Annotated in this window: 14 protein-coding genes and 1 pseudogene; 4 read left to right on the top strand and 11 right to left on the bottom strand. The window is 41.0% G+C overall.

The features are described from left to right. Positions 1-155: 155 nt before the first annotated feature. The 10 genes and pseudogenes from HXT51_RS06555 to HXT51_RS06510 form a co-directional block, all read right to left on the bottom strand. Positions 156-1,670 carry an RNA-binding domain-containing protein gene (locus HXT51_RS06555; protein ID WP_421776475.1) on the bottom strand — a complete coding sequence of 505 codons (1,515 nt, stop codon included), beginning with the start codon at positions 1,668-1,670 and terminating at the stop codon, positions 156-158. Positions 1,671-1,688: 18 nt separating this feature from the next. Then, positions 1,689-2,180, bottom strand: coding sequence for an SLATT domain-containing protein (locus HXT51_RS06550; RefSeq protein WP_258004256.1), 492 nt, complete (start codon positions 2,178-2,180; stop codon positions 1,689-1,691). 417 nt (positions 2,181-2,597) lie between these two features. Further along, the gene (gene uvrB / locus HXT51_RS06545) at positions 2,598-4,712 is read right to left on the bottom strand and encodes an excinuclease ABC subunit UvrB (RefSeq protein ID WP_421776474.1); all 2,115 of its coding nucleotides are present in this window, start codon (positions 4,710-4,712) and stop codon (positions 2,598-2,600) included. 22 nt (positions 4,713-4,734) lie between these two features. Continuing rightward, positions 4,735-5,445 (bottom strand): dephospho-CoA kinase, encoded by a 711-nt coding sequence (gene coaE, locus HXT51_RS06540; RefSeq protein WP_421776473.1) that lies wholly within the window; start codon positions 5,443-5,445, stop codon positions 4,735-4,737. Positions 5,446-5,500: 55 nt separating this feature from the next. Beyond that, positions 5,501-6,024 (bottom strand): annotated as a pseudogene (locus HXT51_RS06535) (GNAT family N-acetyltransferase). 157 nt (positions 6,025-6,181) lie between these two features. Further along, positions 6,182-6,745: a TM2 domain-containing protein gene (locus HXT51_RS06530; RefSeq protein ID WP_421776472.1), complete on the bottom strand. Its 564-nt coding sequence runs from the start codon at positions 6,743-6,745 to the stop codon at positions 6,182-6,184. A gap of 196 nt (positions 6,746-6,941) precedes the next feature. Further along, a complete protein-coding gene (locus HXT51_RS06525) occupies positions 6,942-8,399 on the bottom strand; it encodes an App1 family protein (RefSeq protein ID WP_421776471.1) in 1,458 nt (485 codons plus the stop codon). Then, on the bottom strand, positions 8,396-10,084 hold the full coding sequence (locus HXT51_RS06520; protein WP_421776470.1) for a L,D-transpeptidase: 1,689 nt from the start codon (positions 10,082-10,084) through the stop codon (positions 8,396-8,398). The genes HXT51_RS06525 and HXT51_RS06520 overlap by 4 nt, the downstream gene beginning before the upstream one ends. A gap of 388 nt (positions 10,085-10,472) precedes the next feature. Then, positions 10,473-11,975, bottom strand: a complete 1,503-nt coding sequence (rpsA, locus tag HXT51_RS06515; protein WP_103084809.1) for a 30S ribosomal protein S1 — start codon at positions 11,973-11,975, stop codon at positions 10,473-10,475. A 144-nt stretch (positions 11,976-12,119) separates the two neighbouring features. Further along, positions 12,120-12,995 carry a bifunctional methylenetetrahydrofolate dehydrogenase/methenyltetrahydrofolate cyclohydrolase gene (locus tag HXT51_RS06510; protein ID WP_103084808.1) on the bottom strand — a complete coding sequence of 292 codons (876 nt, stop codon included), beginning with the start codon at positions 12,993-12,995 and terminating at the stop codon, positions 12,120-12,122. A gap of 147 nt (positions 12,996-13,142) precedes the next feature. Between HXT51_RS06510 and HXT51_RS06505 the strand changes: the two genes are divergently transcribed. Further along, complete coding sequence (locus HXT51_RS06505; RefSeq protein WP_103084807.1) at positions 13,143-14,204, top strand: metal ABC transporter solute-binding protein, Zn/Mn family; 1,062 nt, start codon at positions 13,143-13,145, stop codon at positions 14,202-14,204. A 170-nt stretch (positions 14,205-14,374) separates the two neighbouring features. Here the strand turns inward: HXT51_RS06505 and HXT51_RS06500 are convergent, their stop codons facing one another. Further along, positions 14,375-14,971, bottom strand: a complete 597-nt coding sequence (locus tag HXT51_RS06500; protein ID WP_180978606.1) for a CarD family transcriptional regulator — start codon at positions 14,969-14,971, stop codon at positions 14,375-14,377. Positions 14,972-15,105: 134 nt separating this feature from the next. Here HXT51_RS06500 and glgB point away from each other — a divergent pair, with 134 nt between their 5' ends. The 3 genes from glgB to HXT51_RS06485 are packed head-to-tail and all read left to right on the top strand — an operon-like array spanning position 15,106 to position 19,437. Continuing rightward, entirely contained in the window at positions 15,106-17,379 is a 2,274-nt protein-coding gene (gene glgB / locus HXT51_RS06495; protein ID WP_421776845.1) for a 1,4-alpha-glucan branching protein GlgB, read from the top strand. Positions 17,380-17,393: 14 nt separating this feature from the next. Beyond that, entirely contained in the window at positions 17,394-18,158 is a 765-nt protein-coding gene (locus HXT51_RS06490; protein WP_103084805.1) for a response regulator transcription factor, read from the top strand. A 40-nt stretch (positions 18,159-18,198) separates the two neighbouring features. Further along, entirely contained in the window at positions 18,199-19,437 is a 1,239-nt protein-coding gene (locus HXT51_RS06485) for a sensor histidine kinase (RefSeq protein ID WP_258004251.1), read from the top strand. Positions 19,438-19,461 lie beyond the last annotated feature (24 nt).

The following is a 19,461-nucleotide window of genomic DNA, read 5'->3' as shown; positions in this document are numbered from 1 at the left end:
TGTGCACTCGACCCTACACCGTCGACATGTTTCCTCAAACAGCCAAAACATCATTCAAAACGCCACTTAAAACGTCATCTTGGCGTTTTGGCACTTTGGCTTGATCTATAAGGTGCGCTTTGGAGTGCCCTAAAATGCAGATGAATATATTTATCTCAATTCTTATAAATAACTTCCCAATAGCCGTTCTGACTTGTCCCGTGGCGTAGAATTACGGAATCCTTCTTTAGCTTATTTATATAATATTTCACAGTATTAACATCCCAGTTTAATTCATTCGCAATCTTTGCTTGTGTATGGTACGGATGCTTCAGTAAGAGATTAACTAACGTCTTATCTCTTTCGCTCAGTTCAGCTTGCATAGTACCTTGCATAGTACCTTGGGTAGTACCTTGGGTAGTACCTTGGGTAGTACCTTGGGTAGTACCTTGGGTAGTACCTTGGGTAGTACCTTGGGTAGTACCTTGGGTAGTCGGCCCGACCGTGGCAGTTGCAGCCTCAGAAAGGGGAATCACTGTCGTAAAAACATCTGCCTCTGTAAAGACAGGCTCTCCACCAGAATACATCTTCGTGTATTTATAGCTGTTGCGCATACCGCTTCCCAGTTCGTCAGCAAGACCGATCTCACGGAACACTTTTGCTATCGGCGGATTCTTTGCAAATGGCTTGAATGTGTTCAGATTCAGGTTGCCGTGTCCATGCGCAAGGTTCGCATTCTCTGTTGTAATCTTATTCCGTTCAATGACAAGCTTCGGTACATATCCACTGGAAAAATCACGGTGCATCAACAAATTGGAAATAATCTCACGCAGGATTTTATCTCTGGCGCTTATCCGCTGGACACCATACAATGTAAAAACATCATTCAGATGCTTCTTTCCAAATTCCATCAAACGATCGTAGCTTTCAATCAGGTTTGTGATCACCACATCCCTGTCATCATAACGATCAACATTGAACACTCTGAAAATAGCGTCTGTCTTATGCTGCGGTAACACGGACATGATACGGTTATCCGTACCAAAGAGTAAGACTGCCGCAAGTGTGATACCTTCTTTGTTCGTTTCCGGATCCTCAAGTATAAGCCCACAGCTTCTGAGCATCTCCTCATCCGTCATGTCAACCCACGGATGGTGCTCAGTATTCACTCTCGTCATTCTCCTTGCCCGATCCATAAGATCATGGCGAAGGCTTGAAACCGGGATGGCAGGGTAAACCTTATTCACAAAATAGGTACTTTGCTTACGGGCATAAAGGTTGAAAACCATATCCGCATTATCTGTAATATCGATGTCAGACTCATTATTGCGATCAAATATTCTGCCCGCATTGCGATAAACGGTTTTTCCAACCGGGACATAGACATAAAGAACAATACGCCCATCGATCTCATATTCCTCTGTAGTCAAATAGAGTGGAGGATACATTTTTCTCTCATTGTTGATCGTAGTAACAAAATTTTTCTTCATCTGTTCAACGCAGTCTTTATCAACACCGAGAATCGTACCGTTATCCTTCACGCCAAAGAAAATATGACCGCCATCCCGATTAGAAAAAGAGCAAACAGTATCGTAGACATCCTTCGTAATATCTTTTGTTGATTTTTTGAATTCGACTGTCAGCCCCTCGCCCTGACGAATCAAGTTCATCAAATTTTCAGGGAGTATCATATAACTCACCCCTTTCGATTATTCACTTATCAATTCCATTATGTAAAATGGAATCAACCTCGTTCTCCTTAAAAGTCTGTTCTTCTTCCTTTTGCAAAGCCTTCTGCACAGCCCTGTAGCTTCTCTCATCAGTTGCAGGATAACTATTATTGACTTCTGAAACTTTATTACAAAGAACATCTCTCTTTTTTGTATCTCACTATCGTCAAGCACTTCAAAATCAACTAATAAGGAAACATACTCTTCTCGAATACCCCACAACATATTTGCTGCATTTCGATGCTGACTTACTTCATTTTGAATCTTATATTCCTTGGCATATAGATTTAGGCACAAAGACAATACAGCAGCAATTCCACCTACCCATGTCAATATGACCTTGTTTGTTATAATGCTGGCAAAAAATCCGCAAGAAGAAAGTGCGGTCAATATAATCTGTGCATTCTTCACATACTTATTTTCTTTCTCAAGTCGATCAGCTAATTTGTGATGCGCAGTATATGTGTATATAACTTTTCCACAAGCATCCTTTATTTAATTTTTTAATAGTGCCCTATAGCTTTTATCACTTTCCATTTTACTCAGATACCATCCTATTTAGGATCTTGCCGAGGATATACCATCCCTTTTGTAGTATCAATCAACATTCCGCTTCCGGGAGCAGATAGACTTGGCGCAAATATTCCGTTGCACGAAATACGATTATAATAATTAAGTAATGCCTGTTCATACGATCTTTGTTGGCTTGAGGAATTGCTATCTCCATCAGTAAAATGCCATCCTCCCATCGCAACATATACAAAGGAATCAATTAAAATTCCTGACAGATGATAGCTCGAATAAGAATCATCTCTGATCGTTCTTATGTGCTTACAAGTAGCACACAATCATCAATTAGCAACGCTCACTTACCATCACTCATTACCCTCACTTATTAGCCGCATCCATTTGCCGCAACTCTTTCTTTAGATCGCGTATTTCGTCGCGCAATCGCGCTGCAAGCTCAAATTGTAACTGTTCTGCCGCCGTATGCATTTGCTCGCTCAAATTCTTAATTAAAGAAATGATCTCATCTTGTGGCAACGCAGAAATATTCGCCATACGCTTTTCTTTGCTAGCCTGCCCAAGATTCGGCTCTTTTGGCACTCCATAATGCGAGTTCCCAGCCTTATTAGCATTCCTGTAACCTCCTGCTAGCAAAGTTTGAGTATCAACATCCTCTTTAGCAAGCATATCATTCACATCGCTAATCTTCTTTCGCAAAGGCTTAGGATCAATTCCATGAGCCTTGTTATACGCGATTTGCTTTTCGCGGCGGCGCTCCGTCTCGCTAATAGCTTTGCTCATAGCATCCGTAACCGTATCCGCATACATAAGAACAGTTCCAGAAACGTTACGAGCAGCACGACCAATCGTCTGAATAAGCGAACGGTAAGATCTTAAGAAGCCTTCCTTATCTGCATCCAAAATCGCTACAAGAGAAACTTCAGGCAAATCCAAACCCTCACGAAGCAAATTAATGCCAACAATCACATCAATTTTGCCTTCGCGAAGCTCGCGCAAAAGCTCCACTCTGCGCAAAGTATCAACATCCGAATGCAAGTACTCAACTTTAATACCAAGCTCAAGGAAGTAATCAGTTAAGTCTTCTGCCATTTTCTTCGTAAGCGTAGTAACAAGCACGCGCTCATCTTTTGCTACTCGCGCCTTGATTTCCGCAAGCAAATCGTCAACTTGGCCTTCTACAGGGCGAACCTCAATCTTAGGATCGAGCAAACCTGTAGGCCTAATAATCTGCTCAACTACGCCATCCGAAAGCCCCAACTCGTAATCTCCAGGCGTTGCAGAAAGATACACAGTTTGACCAATATGCTCCAAAAATTCTTTCCACTTTAACGGGCGATTATCCATTGCAGAAGGAAGCCTAAAGCCATGCTCTACAAGCGTTCTTTTGCGCGAAGCGTCGCCTTCATACATGGCTCCAATTTGCGGCACTGTTACATGCGATTCGTCTAAAACTAGCAAAAAGTCGTCTGGGAAAAAGTCAAGCAGAGTATGCGGAGGTGTGCCTGCATCGCGGCCGTCAAAATGTCTAGAATAATTTTCCACTCCCGGGCAAACTCCAACTTGTCTAAGCATTTCCAAATCGTACGTAGTTCGCATTTCCAAACGCTGAGCTTCCAGCAATTTATTTTGCTTTTTAAGCTGTGCTACTCTCTCGTCACGCTCTTTTTCAATCGCCTCTAACGCGCGCTCCATGCGCTCCGGACCCGCAATATAGTGAGATGCTGGGAAAATATGAACGCTGTTCTCCTGGCGAATTACTTCTCCTGTAAGAGGATGCAACATGGTGATTCTGTCTATTTCGTCACCAAAGAACTCAATTCTCACAGCTAATTCCTCGTACACTGGAATAATCTCAACTGTGTCACCGCGCACTCTAAAAGTTCCGCGCGTAAAAGCAATATCGTTGCGCTTGTATTGCATGCTCACGAATTGACGTAATAAATCGTCTCGCTCAAGCTGCTCGCCAACGTTTAGCATAAGCATTCGCTCGGCATACTCCTCTGGAGTACCAAGTCCATAAATGCAAGAAACAGTAGCTACAACAACGCAATCCCGTCGCGTAAGCAAATTCGCTGTAGCTGCGTGACGAAGACGCTCAACATCATCGTTAATATTCGAGTCTTTTTCAATATACGTGTCTGTTTGCGGAATGTACGCTTCCGGCTGATAGTAATCGTAGTAAGACACAAAATAGCTCACAGCATTATCTGGCATAAGCTCACGAAATTCCGCGCAAAGCTGAGCTGCCAAAGTCTTATTCGGCTCAATAATAAGCGTCGGTCGTTGCAAACGCTCAATAAGCCAAGCGGTTGTAGCAGTTTTACCAGTGCCCGTAGCACCCATTAAAACAACATCGTTTTCGCCGTTTTCAATGCGATTTGCCAACTCTTCGATTGCTTGCGGCTGGTCTCCTGAAGGCTTGTATGGTGCTTTTACTACAAAAGGCTTGTTTGTGCGCTGAATTTTATTCGACATAATTTTTTACTTCCCCAGTTTTTTACTTCCCCAGTTTTGCCATTTCAGCACTTTTATTGTTTATTTCGCGCAACCATGATTTCAACGTATCGTCAACACTGTTAAGCATAGATTCCATTGGTTTAGTGGAATCGACTACAAAATCTGCCATAGCTTTTCGAACTTTACTTGGAAGTTGACTATTTATGCGCGCCAAAGCCTGATTCTCCGTCATGTTTCGCTCGCTTATCATTCGCTTAACACGAATTTCTTGAGGCGCTTCAACAGTAATAATATGGTCAAAACTAAATGGAATGCTGTCGATTACTTGCGCAAGAAGTGGAATGTCGTGCACAATAACCGAGCTCATGCTGCTTATCTCATTGCGATTTTCTTTAGCATCGCAATTTTCTTTAGAAATTTTACTAGCATACTCGCTTTCTAAAAGCTTTGCGCAATCATAAATAGCAGGATGAATTATAGACTCAATCTTACTTAACGCTTGCTTACGTTCATCGTCGTCACCAAAAATACGCTCCGCAATAAACGCACGATTTAAAGAGCCATCATTCTTAACAGCATTTTCCCCAAAAATACCTACAATTTGTTGCAATACTGCGCTTCCCGGTTCCACTACTTTACGCGCTAAAACATCGTAATCAATAACAAACGCGCCACGCGAACGCAAATGGTTTACTACAGTAGATTTTCCGGCTGCAATTCCGCCCGTTACAGCAATCCGCATTATTGTCATATTTTGATTATAAACGATACATTTCGCACAATAACGTAAGCTATCATTGTCCTTACTAAAACTTCTTATATAGCACGCAGTAAATAGGCCCGTAATAGGATTTCCAATTATCAGTTAATAAACTGTATCCAAGCTTGTTATAAAAATCTAAAGCAATCGCATTGTTATCTTTTTCTGTGATAAAATTATTGTCTTATATAATTTAAGATTTTCAACATTCTTCATAAGAGCTCTACCCACGCCTAGATGCTGGAACTCAGGATCTACAAATAACTCATTTAACTCTAAGCTTTGATTAAACCAATCATAATTTTCGTGTAAAAATGGTTTAATTTGATTCGCATACCAATTATCTTGTGCTAATTCTATGCCGTATAAAACGCCAATAATACGATTATTTATAATGGCAACAAGTAAAAGCGAACTGCTGTTATATTTCAAACTATCTAATATGCGTTCACGAACATTATCTATACGATCAAGTTCTTTAGGAAACGCTTTTAGATATAAGTCTAAAATTACATTCATATTATTTTTGGCTTCTAAATAATCTAATTTTTTAATTTCAATATTCTTCATAAAATTACTCTTCTAAATACTTTCGCTTATTTACTCAATCACTATAATTTCTTATTTTTAAATATAAAAATAAAAGATGTGCTTTGGAAATTGGATTCTAAAACACATCTTTTATTTATAAAATTATTTAGAAAGCTTAAAACTAAATTTGCAAAAACTAGTCCTGCAACTCAGCTCCATCGCCATCCTGGTGATACTCAGAGCCTGGCTTAGAGCAAAGAATCATAATGAACTCAATGAATGCCCAAACGCCAGAGACAAAACTCAACATGCCGAAAGAAACAACAGTAATAAGCAGCTGAGCAAAACCCCTTCCATTCTTGCCAAGGTAGAAGTTATGCACACCAAGGAATCCAAAGAAGAATGCAAGAAGAGCTGCAACCATCTTACTGCGCTTGCTAACAACAACTTCATTCTGTGAATAGTCTACATACTGCTGGTTGTACTGTGGCTGAGTGTACTGAGGATCACTGTACTGAGGCTGAGCATACTGCTGCTGATCATACTGTGGCTGAGCATACTGCTGCTGATTGTACTGCTGATCGTACTCTGGCTGAGCCTGAGCTTGATCCTGGCCATACTGTGGCTGATCGTACTGCTGACCATACTCTGGCTGAGCTTGATCCTGGCCGTACTCAGTCTGGCCGTACTCTGGCTGAGTCTGATCGTTTGATTCAGTGTATTCACCATTCTGGCTGTCCATGTCACCCACAACATTCACACTTTCTCTTATAAACTTACTAATTCACAACATCAGCTTAAACACAAATCTGAGTTCAAACTCACATTAATGACAGATTTTACACATATGTACATACGCAACACACCAAAAATAAAAGATTTACAACAGATATATAAAGATTTTTTACTATACTTTTTACTGTTTTCCAGGTATTCAACAGTATATTTTTCAGTATTTAAAGATTATTTGACAAATTTGTAATATAAGGCAGCAACATCTCTGAAAGAGATTCACCTTCCGGAGAAACAAAAAATGGTACTCCATTAACAGTTCCAGCAGCACCAACAGCATCAGATGTTTTATCAATATCGCTATATGCCAAGCGAGAAGTAGAAAAAGAGATATTAAAATCGCGAGCGCAACGACGTCGAAAATCTTTTACGGTGGCATTATGTTTGAGCTGACGTATACCAACTGCAGCCACGCGACCAGGATATTGTTCAATGATTTTCGCATAAGTGCTCGGATCTTTTTGACCGTCATCACCCAATAAAATAAAACGCATATGTGGAAAATCATCCATAAGCTGTGCAGCAAATTCCATTTTATGCTGAGGGCCGGTTGGGATAAAAGTTTTAGGTCTTGGATCCAAATCGCGCAATAATAATGGACCTTCAGGAAAACCTTCACGCACAATAAAGTGCCGAATAGAAGCTTCCACATTCCAAGGCGATGTAGAGAGATAGAAAAATGGCGCGTCTGGCAGAAGCTTAGAAATTTTCGAGAACAGCGAAGACATGCCTCTAACTGGCGAACGATGCTCTGGATTCATAATAAGCACATTGTAAGCAGCTTTTATAGGAGATGGAGCCTGAGTGACCATAATAGTGTCATCTACGTCAGAAATAATTCCAATAGAAGCAGATGGTGAAATAGCAAATAAACTAGATTCAACAGGTTCACGGCCATCAACACTATAAGTAACAGTGTGTCTTCCAACGCATAATGCTCGTTCAGTTATTAAATCAAGATATCCTGCACGATCCGAAATACAATACTCAGCTCCACAAGCTCCACGAGCGTCTATTTTGTCGTATACTTCAGAATCACCGACTTGCGCGCGTTCCACAGGTACATCATCAATAGAAATGGATACTCTAACGCGTACGGCAGGAACAACAAGCATCGCGTAGATACCGCGCTTAAGTACAGAATGATGTCCTTTACTTGGAGCATAAACTGTACGACATATAAGACGCGCGTAAGAATCAGTTCCATAGCCAATATAAGGTTCAACACTTGGATAAAAACCAAATTTACGCGATACTTTACCAGCTATACGCATCCACATGCCTACTGATGATGTAACAAATTTTCGTAAGCAACGAACTATAAATGGCTTATCATCTATAAGCTCTCCCGGAGCTGGTGTATCGAACAGTGTTGCTGTGGCATGCACAGGAATTGGAGTACTGCTGATACACCTAGCTGGTTTACGTGGAGAACACTCTACTTTGTTAACAATTGATTTGCGATCCGAATCTGAAGCAGAAGCAGAATCTACAGAAGAATCAGAGTCTGTAGAAGAAGAATCTCTATCCGCATCTATATCCGCATCTATATCTGCATCAGAATCGGAGTCACTTAAATCATTATCAAAGTCGATATGATCTTGCACGTCACTATTACTCATTTACGCACCGGACCATTTGGAGTAGTTCCAATAACTTGCACGATAGTACCGCGAGGGCAATTATCGTAAATCCAACGAGCGTCAGCTTCATACATGTTTACACATCCATTTGAACCGTGCTTTGCAGGATCACCGGTAGAAATTCCAACAGAATTCCAAGCAGCAGTATGGAAGCTTTCACCGCCATTAAAGTAGCTAACCCAGCGTATACCAGGCAAAACGTAAGTAGTACCATCAAATTCATGCACACCGCGCATAGTTTGCACGTCGTATCTCAAATAAATATAGAAAGTACCATTGTAGGTTTCAGCAAGATTGGTAAGACCTGTGCAAACTGGGAATGTCTTAACAACTTCATCATTCTTATAAACTGTTGCAATCTGCTTACTTTTATCTACAACAATTCGCATTTCTATGAGTTTCTTATCAACTTTAAACTTAGAAACTTCCGCAGGAACAGAAACTTTGATATCCTTTTGATCCTTCAAAGCCGAAATAACTTTCTTAGAAATATCGTCTGAATATTTAATAGAAACGCCATTCACACCTTTATTAATAGTGAGAATAACCTTTCCATTTTTATCTACGGAATCTTCCTGATTCACCTTTTCTTGATTTAATTCTTTAGGAAGATTTTCAGAAAGCCACTTTCCAACAGCATCATTATCTATATCATACGAAATCTTATGATTGGAATCATCGGAATTGATCCTTACAAACGAAGCAAGAACTTCCTTAGGCAAAGTGAAATCTTTACCATTGCTATTATCGAACTTGATTTTCTTAGAAAGCAAAGTATTAAGTTGATCAGCTACTTTTTGCGCATCATCTTGTGTGATAGGAGCATTCACACGGCGATAAACAACCGAGACTTTAGCAACATGACCAGGATTTGCAATCATCTTTTTAATTGCTTCGTCTACAGGCAAAATCTCAATAGAGCGTCCAGGCATACCGTCTTTTACAACAAACTTTTTCTCTTTCTTGTTGAATTCTGGAGTGTAAGGGACAGCTCGATCTGATTCTTTAACGAAATAGTTGACAACATAAGCATTCATTCCAGAATGATCTGCGGTAACTGAAAGACTTACATTTGTTCCAACCCAGGGGAAAAGCATAGTAAGGAAATTATCATGCTTTGCGCTCATAATATTACGAACAGTTGCTTTCACATCTGGCTTTACATGCAAGTCATCAAACTTAGCATCAAGATCATTTCCCCTGTCGTCGCTGATTTTAAACACGGAACTTGAGACAGCATCCTCGACTACGCGTTCAACATCGTCAGCTTTTTTGCCAACAATTCTTTCAGTAAGTTTGTCGTTACCAAAATGCACACCAGGAACAACGCGATCATGGAAATACCATGAAGTTCCTAAATAAGCTCCAACAATCAAAATTAAAACAACTAGCAAAGAGTAAAGGAAAGGAGCTGCAGAACGATTCTTGACGCGACGTTTATTACTATTTTTATGCGATTCAGGCGATGCGCTAAATAGACCGTCGTCAGATTTTGAAGACACGCTTGCAATATCAGCAACGCTCATAGAAGTAGTTTCATCATTATCTTCCGCGCTGGAAGAATTATAAGATGAAAAATAATTGCTGTTTGGATTATTTACAGAATTATTTACAGAATTATTTGCGTTATCGCCAAAATCAGTAAAATTGTTAGGATTTGTCATACTCTCAAACCTCTACTCACTTTTATGCACAAAATGCAAAATTTATGCTACCACTAACCGCATAAAACTAATTACGATAGCTCCCAAATTAGTGTTAATTCTAGTTGATTCGTTAATAATTCCCAAATCGGTGTTTATGTTAGGTAACAAGCCAGCCTTGGTGCACCAAGCTATCGTTTAACACCAAGCTAGAGTCGGCTCACAAATCTAGAGTTGACTAACAAATCTAGAGTTAACTAAAAAAGTTGATTCAAAAACACAAAATTATGCTTTAAATAAAAATGTGCCCCGATGAACATACATCACCGGAGCACATTCAAAACATCACACAACAGTCATTTATAACTAAAACAACTGCTAAGTAAAGTTTCTAAAATTTAAGCAGAAACTACTTCTTTTCGCTTAAAAGCTGTTCACGCAAAGCTGCGAGCTGATCAGAATCAGCTAAAGCACCTTCGCTAGTTGCTTCAGAAGAATAGTTGGAAGCAACTTCTTCCTTCTTTTCTTCCTTAGCTGGCTTCTTTTCAGCTTCTTCCTGCTGACCATCAGCGGCTGCGGATTCTGCTGCAGCTGCGAGTTCCTTAGCGGCGAACACCTTGTGCTGCTCCCACAATTCGTGAGCTGCTGCATACTGTGCTTCCCACTCTTCGCGCTGCTGCTCGTAACCAGCAATCCACTCGTTAGTGTTTGGATCGAAGCCTTCAGGATACTTGTAGTTTCCTTCTTCGTCATACTCAGCTGGCATACCGTAGAGAGCTGGATCGAAATCTTCAGAATTTGGATCAACAGCCTCGTTAGCCTGCTTCAAGGAGAGCGAGATACGACGACGATCGAGGTCTACGTCAATAACCTTAACGAATACTTCTTCGCCACCCTTAACAACAGTTTCTGGGTTCTCTACATGACGGTTAGCAAGCTCGGAAATGTGAACCAAGCCCTCGATGCCGTCTTCAACGGAGATGAACACACCGAACTGAACGATCTTGGTGACCTTGCCCTTAACAACCTGTCCAGGAACATGGGTACGAGCGAAGCGCTGCCATGGATCTTCCTGAGTTGCCTTAAGGGAGAGGGAGATGCGTTCGCGATCGAGATCAACGTCAAGAACCTCAACAGTGACCTTATCACCAACCTTAACAACCTCGGATGGGTGATCGATATGCTTCCAAGAAAGCTCGGAGACGTGAATGAGACCGTCAACACCGCCGAGATCAACGAATGCGCCGAAGTTCACGATAGAAGACACAACGCCTTCACGAATCTGACCCTTCTTAAGCTGCGAAAGGAAGGTTTCGCGAACTTCAGACTGGGTTTCCTCGAGGAACTGACGACGAGAAAGAACAACGTTATTGCGATTCTTATCGAGCTCGAGAATCTTAGCCTTAATCTTCTGGCCAATGTATGGGGAAAGATCGCGGACGCGACGCATTTCCACGAGGGAAGCTGGCAAGAAGCCACGCAAACCGATGTCTACGATTAAGCCGCCCTTAACAGCCTCAATAACAGTACCTTCAACAATACCATCGGCATCTTTGATCTTCTCGATATCACCCCAAGCACGCTCATACTGTGCACGCTTCTTGGACAGAATAAGACGTCCTTCCTTGTCTTCCTTAGTGACAACAAGGGCTTCAATGGTGTCGCCAACTTCAACGACATCATCTGGATCAACGTCTTTCTTGATTGAAAGTTCACGGGAAGGAATTACACCTTCAGTTTTGTAGCCGATATCCAACAATACTTCGTCGTGATCAATCTTTACGACGGTACCTTCAACTAAATCACCATCATCAAAATTCTTGATGGTTGAATCGACTGCCTTGATGAAGTCTTCTTCGGTGCCAATATCATTAATCGCAACCTTGGCGACTTCGTTATTATTCTCTGCCATTACTTATTAGTGGTTTCTTCTTGGGGTGGATATTACTCGATATTAAATTATTAGTTATATTTGCGGCGCATTTTGCACACGCTCTGTCAATGTTATATATAGGCATAGCCAAAATAAGTGTTTTACTTCGGGCGTGTCGGATTATTACACTAAGCGTTCAGCCATATCTACAACATTTGCAAGTAGCATTGCTCGAGTCATTGGACCAACTCCGCCTGGGTTTGGAGAATACGCTCCAGCAAAATCTCTACACGCAACGTCAATATCACCTTTTATGCGATATCTTCCAGCTTCTTCATCAAACACGCGAGATACGCCAACATCAACCAACACAGCTCCAGGCTTCACATCTTCTGGCTTAACAAATCCAGCACTGCCCATCGCTGCAATAATAACGTCAGAACGACGCATAACTTCTTGCACATTTTTCGTGCGAGTATGACACAACGTAACAGTTGCATCAACTCCCCTTCTAGTTAAAAGAAGACCAATTGTTCGACCAACAGTAATACCACGGCCAAGCACGCAAATTTCTTTTCCAGAAAGATTAATATCATACTCATCAAGCAGAGCCAAAATTCCACGCGGAGTGCAAGGCAAAGGTGTAACAATATCTCCAGAAATATGCATCACCAATTCGCCTAAATTATAAGGATGCATTCCATCGCAATCTTTTTTAGGATCCACTGCCTCAATAATCTTCTTAGAATCCACGCCTTTAGGCAAAGGCAATTGCACTATAAAACCTGTGCAAAGAGGATCATTATTTAATTTTTCGACAGCAGCAAGAATTTCATCTTCACTAGCATCTTCTGGCAAATCGCATCGGATTGAGCGAATCCCAACTTCTTCGCAATCCTTATGCTTTCCAGCTACATACTTTAGTGAACCAGGATCACTACCTACTAATAGCGTTCCTAAACCTGGCTCTACACCTTTTTCTTTAAGCAAAGCAACACGCTGAGCCAAGCTTTTTTTAACCTTGCTAGCTAAAGCCTTACCGTCTAATACAATAACCATAAAAATTATCCCTTCCCGACTCGCACAATTCGTATGGATAGGCTATCGTGAGGTATAGAGGTGTACGACACTGCGCGTAAAAATACGAGCACATATAGAACGTACGCCACTTGCCGACGTAATTAAACGACGGAAGGAGCGACAACGATGCGTATCACTGTTAAAACTTTAGTGAAAACATGCAAAACTATTGCGACATTTACAATAGCATCACTTATAGGCTTAAGCGTTGCAGCATGCGGATCTCAAACACCTGATACTAGCACTAAGCCGACAGAAGATAAAAATAAGCCAATATCCGTAGTTTCTACGGTAGACACTTGGGGTACTTTAGCAAAAGAAATTGGCGGAACAGATGTAAAAGTAGTGTCTTTGCTAGCTGGAGCAGATACAGATATATCTGACGTAAAGCTTAATGGAAAAACTTCTGAAGCATTAAGTTCAGCTCAAGTAATTGTAACTAACGGAGCAGGCTATGACGATTGGGCAACCAAGAATTTGCCAAAGCAAGCGGAAAACGTAAGCGCTGCAAGTACTGTTGGAGCGCTTAAAGGAGACAATCCATACTTATGGATGTCTAAAGATGCAAGAAAAGCAATGGCGAATTCATTATCTGAAGCTTTTTCTCGCGTTAAACCAAATAAGCGCAAGGAATTTGAGCAAAGATTAAATGATTGGAAAGATAGAGAAAAGAAGCTAGAGGATTATCTTGACGAATTCGCTAAGAAACACAAGGATTTGAAGATTGCTTCTACTTCTCCTATTTTATTCTGGCTTATGTCAGATTTAAATCTTAAGGATAACGCTCCAAAAGATTACTTATCTGCTATTTCTCAAGAAACCGATCCTAGCTCGAAAAGCGTTTCTGACTTTAGTAAAATGCTTGAGGACCGAAAAGTCGATGTTCTTATAAACGATTCCCAGCAATCTAAAAATGACAATATAAATTTGATTACTGGTATTGCAGGACGTAGCTACACAAGCATTATTAATGTAAGCGAATTAATGCCTTCGTATGCTAAGCAGCTCGATACATGGATAATTAAGATTTGCGACGACATTGATAATGCAACTAAAATGAGCTCATCAATGCGAGAAGAAATTGATAAGCAATTAAAGAAGCCTAGTAAGTTAGTTACTGAAAAACCAAAGCCTGTTGTACCTGGACCAGCTCGTTCTAATCAAGGTCAAACAGACCCAGGAAAGTAATAAAAGTAATCCTGTAAAACAGATACTGCAAAACAACAAAATTCAAAAAAACAAAGCCTTGTCTGAAATCAAAAGTTTTAGACAAGGCTTATTCTATAAAGTTTTATTTTTATAAGGATTTATATAGCGTTATAAAGATTTATAAAGTCTTATAATAACTAAACTTTAACTCACTTTTTGCGAGACTTACGAGAACTACTAGCCAACAAAGCTAAAGTTTCAGAAGCAGGTTCCTCAGGGAATGAAGTATGATGATTCTCATCTCCATCTTGAGGATGCTCATAACCGAGATTCACATTTAACAAACGCTCAGCTTCCTGCTCATCAATCTTTTCAGACAAAGCAATTTCTGAAATTAAAATACTGCGAGCGCGTGCAAGCATACGTTTTTCGCCTGCAGATAAGCCATGCTCATCCACATCTCTTTGAGATAAATCGCGAACTACTTCTGCAATTTTATTAACATCGCCAGTAGCAATCTTTTCAACGTTAAGCTTATAACGACGAGACCAATTCATCTCTTTTTCGATAATTGGTGTACGTAAAATCTCAAATACTTTCGCTACTTCTTTAGCGCCGACAATATCTCTAACGCCGACTTTTTTGACACTGTCAACAGGAACATTAATTTCCAGACCGTCTGATGAAAGAACAACAAGGCGCAAATATTGTCGAGTAACACCCTTTACTGTTCGCTCACTGATTTCCTCGACTCTAGCAGCACCATGACGAGGATAGACGACCATATCGCCGACTTGATATTCCACAGAACCCTCCGTACGCACAGAAAAACTCATAAAAGTTTCTCATAAGCTAACGACTTGAGGAAAAAATTAATATTTTTTAATAACTTCTCGAAACACACGCGACTTCATACATGAAAGCATGTATTATGGAGAGCATGAGTACAGTTTCTACCATCAATGAAGATGCAGTCGCAGTTGAGGTCCGACAGGACGTATTAGCTGCGGTCAGCAACGCAGAGTATTACAATCCACATGAGGTCCTTGGCGGACATCTTGGAACAGGCGAAGGAGCCGGAACTGCCACGGTACGCGTTTTACGTCCAATGGCCAAGAAAGTGATAATTCTTACCAAGTCTGGAGAGTACGAGGCTAAGCACGAATATAATGGTATTTTCACCGCTGTTATTCCTGCAACCAAGCACGCTCGTTCTAAAGAGTGGTCAGTACCAAGTTATCGCGTACGTACTGTTGAAATAGACGGCACTGAGTCAGTCGATGACGATCCATACCGTTATCTACCGCAAGTTGGCGAGTTAGATATGTATTTGTTCGGCGAAGGACGTCATGAGCGTTTGTGGGAAGCACTTGGTGCACATGTAAAGACGATAACCGATTCATGGGGACTTGTTTCTCCAGAAACCGGCAAAATGGTCAAGAAGATTACAGGTACTGCGTTCTCAGTATGGGCACCTAATGCACGTGCTGTACGAGTAGTAGGTAATTTCAATTACTGGAATGGACGTCGTCATGCCATGCGCTCATTGGGTTCTTCTGGAATCTGGGAGCTTTTCATCCCTGGAATTGTTGCAGGAGAAGTTTATAAGTTCGAGATTCTCACGCAATCCGGCGCATGGATTATGAAAGCAGATCCTATGGAGCGCTCGCATGAGGTTCCACCAAACACAGGTTCTGTTGTTGTCGATTCTGAATTCAAGTGGCATGATAGCGAATGGCTTGATAACCGCGCTAAGACCAATGCACACGATGGCCCTATCAGCATCTACGAAGTGCAAGCAAATAGCTGGAATCGTGATTTAACTAATTATCGCGAATTGGCAGATAAGCTTGTTGACTATGTAGAAAAAGAAGGCTTCACTCATGTTGAGTTTATGCCTCTTACACAGTATCCATACTCAGGTTCTTGGGGATATCAGGTAACTGGTTATTACGCAGTTGATTCTCGCTTGGGCTCCCCTGACGACTTTAAGTACTTGGTTAACAAGCTCCATAAGGCTGGTATCGGCGTGATTATGGACTGGGTTCCTGCACACTTCCCTAAGGATGATTTTGCACTCGGTCGCTTTGACGGTACAGCTTTGTATGAAGATCCTGATCCTATGCGCGGAGAGCATCCTGATTGGGGTACTTACATCTTCAACTTTGGACGTCATGAAGTTCGCAACTTCCTTGTTGCTAATGCATGCTTCTGGCTTGACGAATACCATGTTGATGCATTGCGTGTTGACGCAGTATCCTCAATGCTTTACTTGGATTACAGCCGTGAAGCAGGACAGTGGCGACCAAATATTTATGGTGGCCGCGAAAATCTTGAGGCAATTGACTTCATTAAGGAAGCAAACGCAACTGCATACAAGAATAATCCTGGCATCATGATGATTGCTGAGGAATCCACTGCTTATCAAGGCGTGACTGCTCCAACCGATATGGGCGGCTTAGGCTTCGGCTTGAAGTGGAATATGGGCTGGATGCATGATACTTTGCAATACCTTAAAGAGGAACCAATTAATCGTCGTTGGCATCATAACGAGATTACATTCTCAATGGTTTATGCTTATTCCGAGCATTACGTTTTGCCATTAAGCCACGATGAAGTTGTGTACGGTAAGGGTTCTTTGTTAGGTAAGATGCCTGGAGATGAATGGCAACAGTTTGCAGGATTGCGTGCACTGCTTGCTTACCAGTGGTCTCACCCAGGTAAGAACTTGCTCTTCATGGGTGGAGAAATTGGCCAATCAAGCGAATGGAATTTCAACGCTTCACTCAACTGGAACGAGCTTCAATGGCCATTCCATCAAGGTGTGCAAAAGCTTGTAGCTGATTTGAATACTCTTTATAAGAGTTCTAGGGCTTTCTGGAGCCAAGATTTCACTCCAGATGGATTCCAGTGGCTTACAAGCGATGATGGCGATCACAATACTTTGAGCTACATGCGAATTGGCGATGACGGCGATTTGATTGTTGTCGTAGTCAACTTCTCAGGTCAGGCTTGGCAGAATTATCAAGTTGCACTTCCTCAAGGAGGCAAGTGGCAAGAGATTCTCACAACCGATGATGCTAAGTATTGCGGATCGGATATTCACAATGGTACATTTACTGCAGCTGCTGAGGAGTATCATTCTCGTCCGTATTCTGCAAGAATTACTGTACCAGCATTGGGTGCCGTGTTCCTTAAGCCTGTGAAAGACTGAAAGGTTTTATTGTAATGATTAACGCTCCATCAGGCAACGGAGTTCCACGAACAATCCTTGTGGTTGAAGACGAACCAGATCTTGCAACTGCAATTGCACAGCGTATAGCTGCACAAGGATGGAGAGCTCGGGTTGTATCTGATGGGGCGTCTGCCGTTAAAGTAGCAGAACAGTTGCAGCCGGATTTAATTATCATGGACATAATGCTTCCAATTATGGATGGCGTTGAAGCTACTAAGAGGATTGTGTCTAAGCGCCCTGTGCCAATTCTTATGCTAACAGCTAGAGATGCAGAGTCAGATAAAATTACTGGCTTAAGCGCTGGGGCTGACGATTACATGACTAAACCATTTTCCCCTAGAGAGCTTATAGCTCGTTGCGCCGCGCTTTTGAGACGCGTTGAACGTGCTACGCAAATAGCTAAAGCAATGGAAAATGAACGAGCCATAGTATTCGGTGATTTGGTAATTAAACCCCAGCAGCGCGTTGTTACACGCGGCGACGAAGAGATTCACTTTACTCCTACAGAATTTGATTTGCTAGCAACCTTAGCTCGCAAACCTCATACAGTTTTTAAACGCGAAAAGTTACTAGAAGAAGTATGGGATTGGCCTGACGCTTCTGGAACTCGAACTGTTGATTCACATATCAAATCTTTAAGGCATAAAATTGGTTCTTCTTTAATTAGAACAGTGCATGGAATTGGTTATGCTTTTGAACCTCCTATGAACGAATCTGATTTAGAAAATAATTACTCAACTGATAAAAATTCTGATTAAGTAATACTATTAACATCTTATTTAAGAATGTTTTTAAAATATGAAAGAATCAACATCTATATTAAAATCTTCAATCAGCTCACCTTCAAATTCTAAAGCTGAACGCGCTGAATCAGACAAGCATGCCGAATCCGCAGAAGAAAATAAGCATGCCGAATTAAATAAAGAATCTTCTAAAAGTCGCTTTGCAAATCGCGTATCACACTATAAAAAACTTAAAAAACACAATATTTCTCAACAATCAACTGGATTTTTCCCATCTATATTTACATCCCTAAAAAGCGAATTATCCGCAATAATAGTTTTTGCAACAGCAATAGCATTCGTAATGGCATGGTTCCTTCTAAAAGTAGGATTAAGCGGATGGATTGCAATGCCGATCACATTAGCTGTCGCATTAGGCATAACCTATGCATTTTCACGCGGATTAACTGCACCATTGCGTCAAATGAGAGACGCGTCTGAAGCAATGGCAGAAGGTGATTATTCCGTACGAGTTGCAATAGAAAATCGCAGGGATGAAGTAGGAAAACTAACTTTAGCTTTTAATGAAATGGCTGAAGAACTAGAGCATGTTGATCAAATGCGAAGCGATTTAATTGCGAACGTAAGCCATGAACTTAGAACGCCTGTTTCCGCATTACAAGCAATGTTAGAAAATCTTGCAGATGGAGTTGTAGAGCCAACGCCTGCAAATATGGAAGCCATATTAAACCAAACACATCGCCTTGCAGATCTTATTACTTTCCTATTAGATTTATCTCGAGTTGAAGCCGGAGCAGAAAATCTTAATATAACATCTTTTGACTTTTATGAATTTATAGACTCAATAGTCGAACCTTTAGAAATAGCCGACGGAGGGCATAATCATCATATTGACGTTAAAATTAGCGATAATATACAAATCACAGGAGATAAAAATCGACTATCTCAATTATTCACAAATATAATTTCTAACGCTCTTAAACATTCTCCAGACAACACTAAAGTTCTTATAACAGCTTATGCAGATTTGGAAAATAATATGCTTACAAGCAATGTTATTAACTTCGGAAAGCAGATTCCAGAAGAAGAACGCTCGGAAATCTTCCGTAGATTCGTTAAAGGAAACCAAGGAATTGGAACTGAATCAGGTGGAACTGGACTCGGATTGTCTATTGCACGCTGGGCAGCAGGGCTTCATCATGGTACCGTAAAAGTAGTTGACGATAGGCGCGGACCTAATTTTGAAATCACGCTCCCCCTAAAATACGACGCTGTAACAGATAATAATGAATAACTCTGAAGTATACTAATACAAATA

Source organism: Gardnerella sp. KA00255, from assembly GCF_049244095.1.
Taxonomy (GTDB): Bacteria; Actinomycetota; Actinomycetes; order Actinomycetales; family Bifidobacteriaceae; genus Bifidobacterium; species Bifidobacterium vaginale_F.
The sequence above is the reverse complement of the archived record's forward strand: the minus strand, read 5'-3'. Positions and strand labels throughout refer to the sequence as shown.